Below are 14,638 nucleotides of genomic sequence, written 5' to 3'. Positions count from 1 at the left end.
CCGCATGGCCGATACCCCGCCCACCCCCGGCCATAATGGCGGCCCGCCGCTGGAGGACGACGTCGAGCGGCTCGGCTGGAACGCCTGGAACTGGCGCCGCGCGCATCGCCGCGCCTGGAAGACGCCGCCGCGCGAGATCGCGCTGCGCCGCCTGGCCCGGGCCGAGGAGCTCGGCATGAGCTACCACGACTATGCGCTCGAGATCATGGAGCGCGGCCGCCACCTCTGACGCGTCAGGGCGCCGTCCAGCGCAGCGGCGAGGGCGGCGGCTGGCAGGCGGCGGGTGCCTGCGGCGTGCAATCGCGCGGCCGGTCGCCATTGGCGCCCTGGGCGAACCAGGTCAGCCGGCCCTGCTCCTCGCCGTCGAAGCCGTGCTGCAGCACCCGCTGCTGGCCGACCCGGGCCGAGGCCAGGCCCTGCGGCAGACTGATCCCGCCGGCGCCGGCCGGGGCCACGCTGCTGGCGGCCATGCGGCGGTTGTCGCCGGCGGGCCTGGCCTGCAGCGTGCGGAGATCGACCTCCAGCTGCTGCGGCCGGCCGGGCAGGTTGGCGGCCAGGCGGGCGGTCCAGCCCTCGGCCTCGACGCCCATGCTGGGCAGGCGGGGCAGGGCGCCGGTGCCGGCCACGCGGGTCTGCCGGTTGGAGGTGGCGACCTCGCGCAGCACCCATCGCCGCCCCTCCGGCCGGGCGGCGAAGATGGCGTCGTTGCCGCCCTCGCCCTGGCGGGTGAAGAAGACCACCGGCGTGCCCTCCGGCGTCAGCACCAGGCGCGGATTGTTCACCAGCCCCTTGTTCGGCCCCGGCGTGTCGAGCCGGTCGATGTCGTCCGGCCCGACCGGCGCCTCCTGCGGCGCGACCGTCGCGCCTTCCCAGCGGCGGAAGTCGCGCGAGCGGGCGTAGCTGACGGCGAAGTTGGTGGCGACGTCGCCGGTGCGGCGCCAGACGATGGCGGCATGCAGCGTGCCGTCCGGCGCCATGGCGAAGTCGGGATAGGCGCTGAGCCGGCCCTCGCGGTCGCGCCCGGCGAAGATCTCGGCGCCACGCTGCCACTGGCCGCCCTGCCAGCGATTGACCAGCCAGGTGCCGCGGCCGGAGGCGCCGCTGCGGTAGAAGAACAGCAGGGTGTTGTCGGGGGTGCGCAGGAAGGTCGGGTAGGTCACCCGCTCCTCGTCGCGGCCGACCATCGGCGCCGGCTTCACGCTGGCCAGGTCGTCGGCCCGGCCGGCGGCGTAGAACAGCTTGTCGCCATGCAGGTTGCCGACGATGTGCAGCGACCCGTCCGGCGCCACCGCCATGGAGATGTCGTTATGCGCGTCCCAGCCCGTGAAGCGCGACGGCAGCCGGATGCGGCAGACCTGCTGCCTCGCGGGGTCGAGCGCGGCGACCGTCATCCAGCGCTCCGCATCGTAATAGGCGACCAGCAGCTGGCCGCTCGGCGCGCGGGCGGCGCCCATCTCGGTGCGCACGCCGCTCCAGACCTGGGCCAGCTCGTAGGTGGCGCGGCCATTGACCTGCTGCGGCGGCGCCGGGCTGCAGGCGGGGGCCTCGGCCCGGGCGGGCAGGGCGGCCAGGGCCAGGCCCAGCAGCGAGGCGGCCGGCAGCAGCATGCGGCGGTGGCGGGCGAGGGTCATGCATCCATCCTGTGCGGCGGTTCGGCGGACGCGACGGCCCGTGCGGCCTGAACCGGGGGCGGTGGCCGGGGTTGCCGGAACCCCATCCCCGTGAAGACATCTTCACGGTTCGCAAGCTGGCAAGGTTTTGCGGGCCCTCTGCGCGGGAAGGGCCCAAAAACCGGGCCCGGCTGCCAGAGAGAGACGCATGGAGAACACCCCCTGCTATCGCTGCCACCGCGAGACGGCGCGGGCCAGCCTGATGCAATTCTATGTCCGCAAGGGCTTCGCCGGGCGCGACAAGGCCGGCTATGTGCTGATCTGCCCCGACTGCATCGAGGAGGCGCGGAGCCGCCCCCCGGGCCTGCAGCCGGCCCTGGCCACGGCGCCGCCGGCGGCGGTGAGCAACCGGATGGTGGCGCTGCTCAGCCTGCTCGGCATGCTGGCGCTGACCGTGCTGGTGGTGGCCTCCGCCGGCCGGTTCTGACGCCGCGCCGGCCTGGCCGGATGCGCCAGACAACCCCTGTCGTTACGGCCAAGCCTCTGCTAGCTGGGCCGCTTCGAGGGAGTGGATGAATGTTCGGCAATCCGATCGCCGGCCGGCCGGCCCTGGCTTTGCTGCCGCTGGCCGCCCTGCTCGCCGCCTGCGCCGCGCCGGCGTCCCAGGGGGCGTCCCAGGGGGCGCTCCAGGGGGCGCCCCAGGCCGCCACCCCCGGCGCCGAGCCCGCCGCCGCGGCGGAAAGCCCGGAGGCGGCGCTGGCCCGCTGGTCCCGCGCCGCCACCGACCGCATCGCCGGATTCAGCCACGACCCGCGCGACATGACCGCGCCCGCGGCCAGCCGTGGCTATCCCGCCGGCACGGTCGCCGTCCGCTTCAGCGTCGACCGCGTCGGCCGGGTGCTGGGCCCCGAGGTGGTGAAGGGCTCCGGCCAGGCGCAGCTCGACGGCGCGGCGCTGATCATGGTGGCCGCCGCCCAGCCGCTGCCGCCGCCGCCGGCCGGCGTGCTGGAGAATGGCCGCGCCACCGTGGTCGTCCCGGTGCATTTCCAGGCCCGCCGCGCGCCGCCGCAGCCGACGATGATGGGGCCGAAATAAGCCTCAGCGGCTGGTCAGGCTGGCATGGATCCAGCCCCAGGGCTCGCCATTGCCGACGCGCAGCCAGCCGCCCGGGGCCTCCTCGTAGATGGTCAGGCTGGAGCCCTGGGCGATCACCCGCATCACCTCGCCGCCGCCATTCGGATGGGCGCGCAGATTGCCGTTCTGCCGCATCGTCACCTGGCCCAGCGCCGCGCCGCCCGGGCCGGGGGTCGCGGTCACCGCCAGCGGACCGGCGCCGGCCGGCGCCGGCGCGTTGGCGGTCTGGCCGGCGGGCAGCGGCGGCGGCGCGGGTGGCGGCGGCCGGCCGCCCGAGGCCATGGCCGGCAGCTGGTCCGGCACCGGCGGCACCAGTGGCGGGGCGCCGACGCGCTGGGTCGCCGGGCCGCCGCCGTCGTAGCAGCGCAGCAGCGTCTCGACGAAGACCCGGCTGGCCGAGGTGTCGCTGGTCGCCACATGCTGCTCGGCCTTCAGCGGGCCGCGGGGGTCGTTGCCCTGCTGCGGCGTGATGACCGAGACGAACAGGGTATAGGCGCCGCCGGGCACGCCCTTGCGCAGATTGACCTGGCCGCAGACGGCGCTGGTCTCGGCCGCGGCCTGGCGCCAGACCTGGATGCCGCGCACGGCCACCTCGCCGCCGGCCAGCCGGCCGAGCTCGGCCTCCGCCGCGCGCTGCGCCGCCGCCTGATAGGCCTGGTCGGGCGCGGCGGCGCGCTTTTCCTCCTTGCAGCCGGCCAGCAGGAGGCCGCAGGCCATCATCATCCACAGCCGATTGGCCCGCATCGCCGCTCTCCCCCGCCATCCCGGCCGCATCCCGCACGGCCGTCCCGTGGCAGCAACGCTGCGGCGGGCGGCGGCGTTGCCGCCAGGGAAAGCGCCAAGGCCGCGCCCGGTTCGCGCTCACGAACGCGGCATCAGGCCCCGCCCAGGCTCAAAAATGGTATTTTGGTAAGACAACGACCGGCTTTTGCCGTAAGCTTGAGCCCATGCAGTCCGTCGGTGCATCCCGCTTTGCGCTGCCTTCCGCCCTTGCCAATGGTTTCCAGGCCACGGCAGGCCGGTCGGCCATGGGCGAGGCGCTGCAGCCGGCCGCCGCCGGCACCGCGGCCGCCAGCGACTCGAGCGGCATGTCGTCGCGCGAGGTCGCCAGCCTGCTGGCCGCCTTCAAGCCGGTGATGGCCGCCGCCGGCAGCGCCATCGACCCGCGCTTCCTCGAGGACATCATCAGCCAGGCCGCCGCCATGCGCGCCGCCGGCCAGGACACCGTGCTGGTCATCGTCAGCACGCCGGGAGGCGGCGCCTCGGTTTCCGCCATGTCCGCCGGCGGCTTCGCCAGCGCCGTGCAGCAGGGCGGCGACTCGATGGGCAGCCTGGCCGGCGAGAGCGGCCAGCGCGAATCGGTCGCCGACCATGTCCGCGCCGCCCTGGGCACGGCCGAGACCACCGACGCCACCGGCCGCGTCGCCGAGGGCGCGGTGGCCGAGGCGCTCTCCGCCAGCTTCGCCACCAGCACCTCGATCAAGGGCCAGGGCACCGCCCCGGCAGCGACGGTCGAGGTCGTGCCGCTGGCCGCCCGCCCCGGCGCCGCGATGCCCAGCGGCGGCAGCGGCCTCGTCAACTTCGTCGTCTGAGGCGACGGCCGGCTGACGCCGGCCACCTTTCTCGACAATCCGCAGCCCTCAGGCCGCGCGCACCTCGGCGACGAAGGTGCCGACGCGCTCGGTCAGCTGCTCCGACTGGCGCGCGAGCTCGGACGCCGCGGCCAGCACCTGGGTCGCGGCGGCGCCGGTCTCGGTCGAGCCCTGGCTGACCGCCGAGATATTCGCCGTCACCTGGCCGGTGGCTTCCGCCGTGTGCTGCACGGTGCGGGCGATCTCGCTGGTGGCGCTGCTCTGCTCCTCGACGGCGGCCGCGATCGCCACCGCGATGCTGCTGACCTCCTCGATGGTGCGCGAGATGGCGCCGATCGCGGTCACCGCCTCGCCGGTGGCGAGCTGGATCTGGCCGATCTGGCTGCTGATCTCCTCCGTCGCCCGGGCGGTCTGGCCGGCCAGCGACTTCACTTCCGACGCCACCACCGCGAAGCCCTTGCCGGCCTCGCCGGCACGCGCCGCCTCGATGGTGGCGTTGAGCGCCAGAAGATTGGTCTGCCCGGCGATGTCGCTGATCAGCTTGACCACGTCGCCGATCTTCTGCGCGCCGATGGCCAGCACCTGCACGACGCTGTCGGTGCGCTGCGCGTCTTCCACGGCGCGCGACGCGACCGCGGTGGCCTGGCCGACCTGGCGGCTGATCTCCTGGATCGAGGCCGCCAGCTCCTCGGCGGCGGCGGCCACCGTCTGCACGCCGCTGCTGGCCTCGCCGGCCGCGCCCACCACGGTGCCGGCCTGGCGGTTGGTCATGGCGGCGGTCTCGCTCATCGAGCGGGCGGTCGCCTCCAGCTCCGACGAGGCGGAGGAGACGATCGAGGTCATCTCGCCGACGCGGCCCTCGAAGTCACGGACGAGGGCCTCCAGATGCTGGGCACGGCGGGCGCGCTCGGCCTGGGCCAGGGCCGCGGCCTCCTCCATGCGGCGGCGCTCGACGGAATTGGCGCGCAGCACCTCCACCGCATCGGCCATCTCGCCGACCTCGTCGGCGCGGCCGCGATGCGGCACGGCGATCTCGAGCTCGCCGGCGGCGATCCGGCCGACACCCTCGGTCAGCTGGCGCACCGGCGCGACCAGGCGCTTCAGCAGCAGCAGGACCCCGCCCACCGCCAGGATCACCGCGGCGGCGGCCAGCGCCAGGCTGATCGCCAGGATGGTCTTGGCCATGGCGGCCGAGGCCTGGCCCTGCGCCATCGCCTGGTCCAGCGCGGCGTCGCGCAGCGGCACCAGCCGGGTCAGCATCGGCGGCGTCCAGGCGCCGTATTCGGCGCTGGTGGCGGGCCAGGCGGGGGCGGCGCCCGGGGTCGCCAGGCTGGTCAGCGCGGCGTCCACGAAGCTGCGGTAGCGCGGCTCGGCGGTCTGGAAATACTCGGCGGCGGTGCGGGCCAGGGCGGCGGTCAGCACCGGGTTGCCGGCGGCCTCCACCAGGCGCTGCGCCGATTGCCAGGCCTGGTCGATGCGGCCGGCGAAGGCCAGGCCCTGGGCGACGCGGCCGGCATCGACGGCGCCGCCGGCCAGCCAGCTGTTGATCAGCAGGCTGCGGGCGCCGGCCTCCTCGCGCACCGCCATGATCTGGCGGGCGAGCTGGGCCATCAGCGCGACGGCGGGGGCGGCCTCGTTGATGCGGGCCTCGGCGGCGCGGGCGACGCTGTCGACCTGGGCCGCGCCCTCGCCGCGCAGCGCCAGGATGGCGGCGACCAGCGGGGCATCGGCCTGGCCCGGGCTGCGGGCGGCGGATTCGGCCACGCGGCGGCGGATCTGGCCGAGGGCGCGGATGGTCTCCTCCACCGGGCGGGCGTCGAGGCCTTCCTCGACCAGCCCGGCGCGGGCGGCGTTCAGGGTGGCGTCGGTGGCCCGGGCGGCGGCGGCGAGCTCCGTCTCCATCGCGCGGCCGGTGCGGGCGCTGGCGCTGAGCACGCCGGATTCGACGGCGATCGCGGTATAGGCGCGCAGCGCGTCGGAGACGACGGCGGTGGAGACGGTGGCGCGCTCCGCCTTCTGCCACAGCGTCCAGGCGCGGCTGGCCTGCCAGGTGAGGCCGGCGGCCCCGGGCAAGGCGATGACGGTGAAGGCCGCCAGCAGCAGCGTGCGGATGCGCATGAAGGAAGTCCCCGATCGTCGACAGTCGTCCTGACAGAGGGACTTGCCGCAGATTCGTTAATCGAAGCTGAATCCTTGCTGCGGGGGCGGGTAATGGCACGCAGAGCGTGGCATCCATGCAAGTCTTTGCGGAAGAAAGCGAAGCCCGGCGGCGGCGCGGGAAAAACCGCAGACCCGGCCCGACAGGCCGGCCAGAATGATGAACCAATCCTCCCGCAGGAGCCGCCCGCCATGACCGATGACGACCTCTCCGCCGCCGCCCGCCAGAAGGGCATCGACAGCTTCATGGCCACCTTCGGCCGGGTGCCGGAGAATTTCCGCCTGATGGAGCAGCACGCGCCGGGCGCCTTCGCCGGCTATGCGCTGATGCGCGACTTCGTCATGCGCGACCGCGACGCCGGCGGCGCGCTGGACCTGAAGACCAAGGAGCTGATCTTTGCCCTGCTCGACACGGTGGTCGGCCAGACCAACGGGGCGAAGAACCATGCGGCGGCGGCGGTGAAAGCCGGGCTGACCCTGCCGGAGCTGGCCGAGGGGCTGGTGCAGACCATCATGGTCGGCGGCATCACCTGCTGGAACCTGACCGGGGCCGAGGTGCTGCGGCACTGCGAGGCTTTGGCCGTGCAGCAAGAAGGGCCCGGGGGAGTGGCTCCCCCGGGCCCTGCGGCCGGCTAGCGGCTGGTGGTTCAGCCGCCGATGTTGCTGGCGCCGGCGCTGTTGCCGACCACCAGGGACAGCGGCGCGTGGCGCTGGGTGGTGGCGGCGATGCTGGCCACCCGCTCGCTGGGGCTGGCCGAGTTGCCGACCACCAGGGGCAGGCCCTGGTCGCGGCTCTGCGTCACCTGCATCGAATAGGCGAAGGGGCTGCCGGTGGCCGAGGCGTTGTTGGTGTTCTCCAGCAGGTCCCGGGCCTGCGACAGGCTGGGGGCCAGCGCCAGGCCGGCGGCGAGCATCAGGGCGGGCAGAGCAGAAATGCGGGTCATGGTGAAAGGTCCTTGTCTTCGGGTCTCAGGGTGGCGGGGATGCCCCGCCGTCTGAGAGGAAGATGGACCACTTCCCCATCGATCGGAAACTCTGATGGGTGATGCCGGGCATCACCCCAGCTGATGATGCGCCGCCGTTCCGACCCCCCGCTTTGCCGATGCCATGGCGTCAGGCGGCGCGGATCTCGCCCAGGAAGCGCTCCACCGAGCGGTCCAGCTGCTGCATCTCGCCGCCCAGCGCGCCGCTGGCGGCGCCGACATCGCCGGCCACCGCCCGGCCGGCATCGGCCGATTGCCGCATCTGCTGCATCAGCAGGTTGACCATGCGGTTGCCCTCGGCCGCCTGCTGGATGCTGCGGGCGATCTCCTGGGTGGCGCTGCCCTGCTGCTCCACCGCGGCGGCGATGGCCTGGGCGACGGCGCCCATCTGCCCCACCGTGCCGGCGATCTCCTGGATCGAGCTGACGGCGCGGCCGGTGGCCTGCTGCATCTGGCCGATCTGGGCGCGGATATCCTCGGTCGCCCGCGCCGTCTGGCTGGCCAGGTTCTTCACCTCCGACGCCACCACGGCGAAGCCCTTGCCGGCTTCCCCGGCGCGGGCCGCCTCGATGGTGGCATTGAGGGCGAGAAGATTGGTCTGGCCGGCGATGCCGTTGATCAGCATCACCACCTCGCCGATCTTGCCGGCGGCCTCGGCCAGGGCCTGCACCACGCCGTCGGTCTGCCGCGCATGCTCGACCGCGCGGTCGGCGATGCCGGCGGATTCGGCGACCTGGCGGGAAATCTCCTGGATCGAGGCGCTGAGCTCCTCGGTGGCGGCGGCCACGGTGGCGACATTGTCGCCCGCCTCCTGGGCGGCGCGGCTGGCGCCGTTGGCATCCTGGGTGGAGCGGTCGGCGGCGCCGGCCATCACCAGCACCGCGCCCTCCAGCTGCCGGGTGGCCTGGGCGGCGCCGGTGGTCACGCCCTGCACGTCGCGGGCGAAGGCGGCGCCGAGCTGGTCCAGTACCTGGCGGCGGGCGGCGCGCTCGGCGGCGGCATAGGTTTCCAGCAGCAGCTCCAGGTCCATCCAGGCGGCATCGTTGACCACCTTCTCCAGCGCCGCCTGGGCGCGGATGCGGCCGGCCGCCAGCAGGCCGCTGGGCGAGCCCGCCCGCTGCCGCAGCGCCTGGCAGACGCCGCGGGCGACGGTCGCGTGGCAGATGGTCACCGCGAAGGCCGGCACCTGGCGGGCGTAGAGCGCCTGGGCCAGGCGCTGGGCCGAGGCCTCGTAGCCCTCGCCGAGCTCGCCGGCGATGACGCGGGTCCAATGCGCCAGCCGCGGCCCGTGCACCGCCGGGTCCTGCAGCGCCGTGTGGATTTCCGGCCAGGGGCGGAAGGCGTCGTGCAGCCGCTCCAGCAAGGCGGGCAGCTCGGCGCGGGCGAAGCCGGCCTGCTGCCGCAGCAGCGCCTGGGCCTCGGCGGTCAGGTCGAAGGCACGCTCGCGCTTGTGCTGGGCGCTTTCGGTCAGGCCGGACATGCGAGGCAAACCCTATGAAATCGGGGATGGATCGGTTCGGACCAGACATCGCGGCGTAATGTTAATGCTTTGCTTATGCTTGAATCAAAAAGCGCACCGACCTGGGTGGGTCGATCTTATTTTGGAATAAACGAATAATTGATGAAGGTCGGGCGGGTAAACCGGCGCCTGGCGCTGCGGCCCTGCGACGCAGATTGGCGCGATCCGCCATCCCGCAAGCCCTGTCCTGGCGGGGCCGGCAACGGACATGGCCAGGAACGGAGATGGCCAGCAACGGACATAGCCAGCCGGGCGCGGCCGGCCCAGAATGCGGCCATGACCGTGACGATCTTCCACAATCCGCGCTGCGGCACCTCCCGCGGCACCCTGGCCTTGCTGCGCGAGGCCGGCATCGAGCCCGCCATCGTCGAATACCTGAAGACCCCGCTGGACGCGGCGGCGCTGCAGGGGTTGGTGGCGCGGCTGGGCATCCCGGCGCGTGACCTGCTGCGCGCCAAGGAGCCGGCCTTCGCCGCGCGTGGCCTGGGCGACCCGGCCCTGACCGACGAGGCCGCCATCGCCGCCATGGTGGCCGAGCCGATCCTGATGAACCGCCCGGTGGTGGTGACGGAGCAGGGCGCCCGCCTGTGCCGCCCGCCCGAGCGTGTGAAAGAAATACTGCCCGGCTGACGCGGCGGCCGGCCCAGGGCTAAGCTGCCGCCCGAACCGCTCCCGGGCCGATGCCATGACCGCCACCGCCGCCGATGACCGCGCCCTGCAGCAGGCCGCGCCCTGGTGGCGGCCGGCCGCCGGCCAGCGCCTGCTGATCCGCGGCGGCGCCCGGCTGGAAGGGCGCCACCCGATCAGCGGCGCCAAGAACGCCGCCCTGCCGCTGGTGGTGGCGACGCTGCTGACGCCGCATCTGGTGACGCTGCGCAACCTGCCGGCCAGCCTGGATGTGGCGGTGCTCGCCGGGCTGCTGCAGCGGCTGGGCGCCGGCCTGTCCTGGTCGCAGGGCGCGCAGGGGCTGACGCTGACCGTCTGCGCCGACCGGCTGCGGCCGGAGGCGATCGATGCGGGGCTGGTGTCGCGGATGCGCGCCTCGGTGCTGCTGCTGGGCGCGCTGCTCGGCCGCTGCGGCGAGGCCCGGCTGCCGCTGCCCGGCGGCGACGCCATCGGCGCGCGCGGCATCGATTTCCACCTGGACGGGCTGCGCGCCATGGGTGCGGTCATCACCCTGGAGCAGGGCGTGATCGCGGCGCGGGCGCCACAGGGCCTGGTGGGCGCCGATATCCGCCTGGCCTTCCCCTCGGTCGGCGCCACCGAGAACCTGATGCTGGCCGCCGTGCTGGCGCGCGGCACCACCACCCTGCGCAACGCCGCCCGCGAGCCGGAGATCGCCGACCTGGCCCGCTGCCTGATCGCCATGGGCGCCGTCATCGACGGCCTGGACAGCGACACGCTGGTGATCGAGGGCGGCCACGCCCTGCGCGGCGCCCAGCATGCGGTGATGCCGGACCGGATCGAGCTCGGCACGCTGGCCTGCGCCGCCGCCGCCACCGATGGCGAGCTCCTGCTGGAAGGCGGCGACCTGTCGGCCCTGGCCGCGGCGGGGCCGGCGCTGCAGGCGGCGGGGGTTGAACTGGAAACCGTGGCGGAGGGCGTCCTCGCCCGCCGAGCCCCGACCGGGCTGCAGGGCATCGATTTCCGCACCGCGCCCTATCCCGGCTTCGCCACCGACCTGCAGTCGCCGGTGATGGCGCTGCTGACCCGGGCGCGCGGCGCCAGCGCGGTGACCGAGGCGATCTTCGAGCAGCGCTTCCGCCATGTCGACGAGCTGCGCCGCATGGGCGCGCGCATCGCGCTGCGCGGCCAGACCGCCTGGATCCGCGGCGTGCCGCGGCTGACCGGCGCCCGGCTGCTGGCCACCGACGTCCGCGCCGGCGCCGCCCTGGTGCTGGCCGCGCTGACCGCCGAGGGCTGCAGCCTGCTGGACGGCCTCGACCATCTCGACCGCGGCTATGACGGGATGGTGGCGAAGCTCGCCGCCTGCGGCGCCGCCCTGCAGCGCGGCGATTTCTGAAGCGGCATTTCTCCGGGGGGTGGGCAACCCCGGCCGGGGATGCGAGCTTGAGCCAGCGGGGGCGCTGCTGCGATGCCCCGCTGCCCGCACGCCTCGAGACAGGACCTGCGCCATGGCCAAGCCCGCGAAGACCCCGAAGCCGCCCTCCGACGCCGCGATCCGCGACCGTGCCCACGCCCTGTGGGAAAAGTCCGGCCATGCGCATGGCGACGACCATGACCATTGGCACCGTGCCCGCGCCGAGCTGGAAGCCGAATCCGCCGAGCTCGACGAGCAGCTGGACGACAGCTTCCCGGCCAGCGACCCGCCGTCGCTGACCGACCCGAGCAAGGGGCCGAAGCTGGACACGGCGCCGAAGAAGAAGCCGGCCGCGCCGAAGGCCGCCAAGCCCGCCGCCGAGAAGAAGCCCCCCGCCGAGAAAAAGCCGGCGAAGGACAAGGCGGAGAAGAAGCCGGCGCCGAAGAAGAAAGCCTGAGCCTTCATCCAGGAGCGTGACCCCGTGACCCGAAGCCTCTCCGCCGCGCTGGCCCTGCTGCTGCTGGCCGCCCCTGCCGTCGCGCAGACCCGCGTCGGCGAGGTCAGCACGACCTTCCGCCTGGTCGGCCCCAACGACAAGGTGGTGGTCGAGCGCTATGACGACCCGCGGGTCGCCAATGTCTCCTGCTATGTGTCGCGCGCCGATACCGGCGGGCTGTCGGGCTGGGTGGGCCTCGCCGAGGACCCGTCGCGCTTCAGCATCGCCTGCCGCGCGACCGGGCCGGTGACGGCGCCGGCCGGGCTGCCGCAGACGGAATCGGTGTTCCGCCAGAGCAGCTCGGCGCTGTTCAAGGCGCTGACCGTCACCCGCATCCATGACCGCGACAAGGGCGTGCTGGTCTATCTGATCACCAGCACCAAGATCGTCGACGGCTCGCCCTTCAACAGCGTCACCGCGGTGCCGCTGGCGGAAAACCGCTGATCGGTCACGCGAACTCGCTTTCATAGGCGAAGAGCCCGGGGGCGCCGCCGGTCATCAGGAACAGCAGCCGGGCGCCCGGCTGCCAGCGCCCGCCGCGCAGGTCGGCCAGCAGCCCGGCGAAGGCCTTGCCGCTGTAGACCGGGTCGAGCAGCAGGCCCTCGGTGCGCGCCACCAGCTCCAGCGCCTCGACCATGGCGGGCATCGGCATGCCATAGGCGGGGCCGCGCGCGTCGAAGGACATGTCGATCGTCGCCGGGTCGAAGCGCGCCGCCGGGTCCAGCATGGCCAGCGTCGCCGTTGTCTTCTCGGCCACCAGGCCCACCGCCTTCTCCAGCGGATGCAGCACGGTATAGGCGCGGATAGCGCGCGGGTCGCGCCCCAGGGCGGCCCAGCCGGCGGTCAGCCCGGCCTGGGTGCCGGTGCTGCCGCAGGGCAGCAGGATCTGGTCGAAGCCGAAGCCCAGCGCCTGCTCCTGTTCGGCGATCTCGAAGGCGCAATCGGCATAGCCCAGGCACCCCACCGGCGACGACCCGCCGGAGCCGACCAGATAGGGGTTCTGCCCCTCCGCCGTCAGCCGCTCGGCGAGCGCGGTGGCATGGGTGATGGCCTCGACGCCCTCGGGGGCGATGACCACCTCGGCGCCCAGGATGCGGTCCAGCAGCATGTTGCCGTTGCGCTGATAGGCCTGGTCGCCGCGCGGCACGTTGCGGCCCAGCACCAGCGTCACCGGCAGGCCCAGCCGGGCGCAGGCAGCCGCCGACAGCCGCGCATGGTTGGACTGCAGCCCGCCCACCGTGATGAAGCGATCCGCCCCCAGCGCCTGGGCATCGGCCAGGAGGAACTCCAGCTTGCGCAGCTTGTTGCCGCCGCCGCCCAGGCCCATCAGGTCGTCACGCTTCACATGGATCTCGACCTGCGCGCCCAGCGCGGCCTCCAGCCGGGTCAGACGCTGGATCGGGGTCGGACCCTCGAGCAGCGACAGGCGAGGGAAGGCAGCAAGCAAAGGATGCGACATCGGGCGAGGCTCTCAAACCATGGGCTGGCAGTAGCGCGCTGTCAGGGAAGGCTGGCAAGGCTGGGGGAATGAATTCCCCCAGACCCCCATCTTTTTTCTGATGACCGGCCGTTGAGGGGGCAGCGCCTGGCCACCAGCAGCACCAGGGCATCGCGGCGGGACGCGTCTATGAAATTAGCGCTCGTCGACAGGTTGCGCGGCGGCTGAGTGTGGCGTCCCGCGTTGCCACGCTGGCACGGCAGTCACCCCAGAAAAAAGAAGGGGTTCAGGGGAATTCATTCCCCTGGCCTGTCCAAACTCTTCTCTTCAGGCCCTTACTGCCACGAACCCTTTCCGCCGCCACTCCGGGGTCGGGCGCGGGGCGACGGGGCGTTCTTGCAGGGCCAGCAGCATCATGATCCAGAACACCGTCTGCAGGTCCGGGTTCAGCAGGGCGCTTTCGCTGTAGTTCAGGATCAGCAGGATCACGAGCTGCAGCAGCATCCACATGCCGCGGCGGCGCGGGCCGCGGAACAGTGCCATGCTGGCATAGATCGCGGTGCCGATGGCCATCGAGGCCACCAGCCCGGCGCCGACCCAGCCCAGCTGCAGCAGCACTTCCAGGAAGCCGCTATGGGCGGTGGGGACTTCCCATTGGACGGCCGCCCAGATGGCGTTCACCCCCGGCGAGCCGATGATCCAGAAGGCGGAATAGCCGTAGCCGAGCAGCGGGCGGTCGCCGATCGCCTCCCAGACGCCGGCCCAGATATAGACGCGCCCCGTGAGGGACGAATCCTTGCCGAGGATCTCGAACAGGCCTTCGCTGCCGATGGCGGCGTAGATCAGGGGGCCGGTGACGGCGCCCAGCGCCAGGGTCAGCCAGATGGCGGCCATCCAGTAGCCGCCGCGGTCGAGCCAGAGGAAGGCGATGGTGGCGGCGGCCGTCATCATGGTCAGCAGCAGCGAGGTGGTGGAGCGCGCCATCACCAGCATGGCCAGCAGCAGCAGCAGCAGGGCGCCGTCGGTCCAGCGCAGGCGCCGGCGCTCCAGCACCAGGTAGGACAGCGCCATGGCGCCGCCGAGGAGTGCCATGCCGAAGCCGTTCTTCTGCACGAAGACGCCGCGGATGGCGTTGGCGTAGTCGCCGGTGTCGAAGCCGATCTGCGGGCGGAGGACAACCTCGCCCAGGCTGGCGACGACGATGAACAGCACCGTGCCCAGGATCAGCCGCATCATCCGGCTGATGCCGAAGGCGGCGACGCCCGAGGCCACGAACAGCATCATGGTGACGAAGGCCAGCGAGCGGCGGAAGGAATTGGCCGGCGATTGCGACCACAGGCTGGAGGCCATCATCATCGCCACCAGCACCAGGAAGGGCCAGAAGCGCAGCGCCAGCCGCGCGCTCTGCCGCCAGTGCAGGGCGGTGGCGACCAGGCTGCCGGCCAGGATGACCACCTGGAACAGGGTGTTCAGCGGGTCGACATTGCCCAGGTTCTCGGTGGGGTCATTGGCGTTCAACGCGATCCGGGCGCCGGCGTAGAGAAAGATGCCGATGCAGATCAGCGCGGCATGGGCCAGCGACGGCCAGGCCGTGCCGGCGGCGGGACCGGCGCGGAATGCTTCGGTCGCGGCCTCGATGCTGGGGGCGGTGGCGGGAAGCCGGGGCGC

At 73.2% G+C, this 14,638-nt stretch carries 16 protein-coding genes; 9 read left to right on the top strand and 7 right to left on the bottom strand.

Annotated elements, in window-relative coordinates; all coding sequences use genetic code 11:
• Positions 1 to 229: hypothetical protein (locus GVN67_RS23085; RefSeq protein ID WP_368667256.1), on the top strand; the 229-nt coding region annotated here is incomplete at its 5' end.
• 4 nt (positions 230 to 233) lie between these two features.
• On the opposite strand, the gene GVN67_RS23080 is transcribed toward GVN67_RS23085, so the two are convergent.
• On the bottom strand, positions 234 to 1,631 hold the full coding sequence (locus GVN67_RS23080) for a BNR repeat-containing protein (RefSeq protein ID WP_159999686.1): 1,398 nt from the start codon (positions 1,629 to 1,631) through the stop codon (positions 234 to 236).
• Between the two features lie 187 nt (positions 1,632 to 1,818).
• On the opposite strand from GVN67_RS23080, the gene GVN67_RS23075 reads away from it, so the two are divergent.
• Together GVN67_RS23075 and GVN67_RS23070 are read left to right on the top strand one after the other, a co-directional pair.
• A complete protein-coding gene (locus GVN67_RS23075; RefSeq protein WP_159999685.1) occupies positions 1,819 to 2,097 on the top strand; it encodes a hypothetical protein in 279 nt (92 codons plus the stop codon).
• Between the two features lie 89 nt (positions 2,098 to 2,186).
• Entirely contained in the window at positions 2,187 to 2,705 is a 519-nt protein-coding gene (locus tag GVN67_RS23070; RefSeq protein ID WP_159999684.1) for a TonB family protein, read from the top strand.
• 3 nt (positions 2,706 to 2,708) lie between these two features.
• Here GVN67_RS23070 and GVN67_RS23065 read toward each other — a convergent pair whose 3' ends face one another.
• On the bottom strand, positions 2,709 to 3,488 hold the full coding sequence (locus tag GVN67_RS23065; protein WP_159999683.1) for an SH3 domain-containing protein: 780 nt from the start codon (positions 3,486 to 3,488) through the stop codon (positions 2,709 to 2,711).
• A gap of 284 nt (positions 3,489 to 3,772) precedes the next feature.
• Between GVN67_RS23065 and GVN67_RS23060 the strand changes: the two genes are divergently transcribed.
• Positions 3,773 to 4,336 (top strand): hypothetical protein, encoded by a 564-nt coding sequence (locus GVN67_RS23060; protein WP_159999682.1) that lies wholly within the window; start codon positions 3,773 to 3,775, stop codon positions 4,334 to 4,336.
• Between the two features lie 48 nt (positions 4,337 to 4,384).
• On the opposite strand, the gene GVN67_RS23055 is transcribed toward GVN67_RS23060, so the two are convergent.
• A complete protein-coding gene (locus GVN67_RS23055) occupies positions 4,385 to 6,454 on the bottom strand; it encodes a methyl-accepting chemotaxis protein (protein WP_159999681.1) in 2,070 nt (689 codons plus the stop codon).
• 231 nt (positions 6,455 to 6,685) lie between these two features.
• Between GVN67_RS23055 and GVN67_RS23050 the strand changes: the two genes are divergently transcribed.
• Entirely contained in the window at positions 6,686 to 7,129 is a 444-nt protein-coding gene (locus GVN67_RS23050; protein ID WP_159999680.1) for a carboxymuconolactone decarboxylase family protein, read from the top strand.
• Positions 7,130 to 7,140: 11 nt separating this feature from the next.
• Here GVN67_RS23050 and GVN67_RS23045 read toward each other — a convergent pair whose 3' ends face one another.
• Positions 7,141 to 7,437 carry a glycosyl transferase family 39 gene (locus GVN67_RS23045; RefSeq protein WP_159999679.1) on the bottom strand — a complete coding sequence of 99 codons (297 nt, stop codon included), beginning with the start codon at positions 7,435 to 7,437 and terminating at the stop codon, positions 7,141 to 7,143.
• Between the two features lie 169 nt (positions 7,438 to 7,606).
• Complete coding sequence (locus GVN67_RS23040) at positions 7,607 to 8,956, bottom strand: globin-coupled sensor protein (RefSeq protein ID WP_159999678.1); 1,350 nt, start codon at positions 8,954 to 8,956, stop codon at positions 7,607 to 7,609.
• Between the two features lie 315 nt (positions 8,957 to 9,271).
• On the opposite strand from GVN67_RS23040, the gene arsC reads away from it, so the two are divergent.
• The 4 genes from arsC (at position 9,272) to GVN67_RS23020 (ending at position 11,976) form a co-directional block, all read left to right on the top strand.
• Positions 9,272 to 9,625, top strand: coding sequence for an arsenate reductase (glutaredoxin) (arsC, locus tag GVN67_RS23035; protein WP_159999677.1), 354 nt, complete (start codon positions 9,272 to 9,274; stop codon positions 9,623 to 9,625).
• A gap of 55 nt (positions 9,626 to 9,680) precedes the next feature.
• Entirely contained in the window at positions 9,681 to 11,018 is a 1,338-nt protein-coding gene (gene murA / locus GVN67_RS23030; protein WP_159999676.1) for a UDP-N-acetylglucosamine 1-carboxyvinyltransferase, read from the top strand.
• 112 nt (positions 11,019 to 11,130) lie between these two features.
• Positions 11,131 to 11,493 (top strand): DUF2934 domain-containing protein, encoded by a 363-nt coding sequence (locus tag GVN67_RS23025; protein WP_159999675.1) that lies wholly within the window; start codon positions 11,131 to 11,133, stop codon positions 11,491 to 11,493.
• Positions 11,494 to 11,517: 24 nt separating this feature from the next.
• A complete protein-coding gene (locus GVN67_RS23020) occupies positions 11,518 to 11,976 on the top strand; it encodes a CreA family protein (RefSeq protein ID WP_159999674.1) in 459 nt (152 codons plus the stop codon).
• A gap of 4 nt (positions 11,977 to 11,980) precedes the next feature.
• Here GVN67_RS23020 and GVN67_RS23015 read toward each other — a convergent pair whose 3' ends face one another.
• Complete coding sequence (locus GVN67_RS23015) at positions 11,981 to 12,991, bottom strand: D-cysteine desulfhydrase family protein (RefSeq protein WP_159999673.1); 1,011 nt, start codon at positions 12,989 to 12,991, stop codon at positions 11,981 to 11,983.
• A 306-nt stretch (positions 12,992 to 13,297) separates the two neighbouring features.
• Positions 13,298 to 14,638 (bottom strand): O-antigen ligase (locus tag GVN67_RS23010; RefSeq protein WP_159999672.1); only part of this gene is annotated, 1,341 nt, incomplete at its 5' end.

This window comes from Roseomonas sp. 18066 (genome assembly GCF_902706185.1).
Taxonomy (GTDB): domain Bacteria; phylum Pseudomonadota; class Alphaproteobacteria; order Acetobacterales; family Acetobacteraceae; genus Pseudoroseomonas.
The sequence above is the reverse complement of the archived record's forward strand: the minus strand, read 5'-3'. Positions and strand labels throughout refer to the sequence as shown.

What these genes read in the sequence shown, in the direction of transcription:
- GVN67_RS23080 (WP_159999686.1), bottom strand. Translation starts at nt 1,631, where the DNA reads ATGACCCTCGCCCGCCACCGCCGCATGCTGCTGCCGGCCGCCTCGCTG.
- GVN67_RS23075 (WP_159999685.1), top strand. Translation starts at nt 1,819, where the DNA reads ATGGAGAACACCCCCTGCTATCGCTGCCACCGCGAGACGGCGCGGGCC.
- GVN67_RS23070 (WP_159999684.1), top strand. Translation starts at nt 2,187, where the DNA reads ATGTTCGGCAATCCGATCGCCGGCCGGCCGGCCCTGGCTTTGCTGCCG.
- GVN67_RS23065 (WP_159999683.1), bottom strand. Translation starts at nt 3,488, where the DNA reads ATGCGGGCCAATCGGCTGTGGATGATGATGGCCTGCGGCCTCCTGCTG.
- GVN67_RS23060 (WP_159999682.1), top strand. Translation starts at nt 3,773, where the DNA reads ATGGGCGAGGCGCTGCAGCCGGCCGCCGCCGGCACCGCGGCCGCCAGC.
- GVN67_RS23055 (WP_159999681.1), bottom strand. Translation starts at nt 6,454, where the DNA reads ATGCGCATCCGCACGCTGCTGCTGGCGGCCTTCACCGTCATCGCCTTG.
- GVN67_RS23050 (WP_159999680.1), top strand. Translation starts at nt 6,686, where the DNA reads ATGACCGATGACGACCTCTCCGCCGCCGCCCGCCAGAAGGGCATCGAC.
- GVN67_RS23045 (WP_159999679.1), bottom strand. Translation starts at nt 7,437, where the DNA reads ATGACCCGCATTTCTGCTCTGCCCGCCCTGATGCTCGCCGCCGGCCTG.
- GVN67_RS23040 (WP_159999678.1), bottom strand. Translation starts at nt 8,956, where the DNA reads ATGTCCGGCCTGACCGAAAGCGCCCAGCACAAGCGCGAGCGTGCCTTC.
- arsC (WP_159999677.1), top strand. Translation starts at nt 9,272, where the DNA reads ATGACCGTGACGATCTTCCACAATCCGCGCTGCGGCACCTCCCGCGGC.
- murA (WP_159999676.1), top strand. Translation starts at nt 9,681, where the DNA reads ATGACCGCCACCGCCGCCGATGACCGCGCCCTGCAGCAGGCCGCGCCC.
- GVN67_RS23025 (WP_159999675.1), top strand. Translation starts at nt 11,131, where the DNA reads ATGGCCAAGCCCGCGAAGACCCCGAAGCCGCCCTCCGACGCCGCGATC.
- GVN67_RS23015 (WP_159999673.1), bottom strand. Translation starts at nt 12,991, where the DNA reads ATGTCGCATCCTTTGCTTGCTGCCTTCCCTCGCCTGTCGCTGCTCGAG.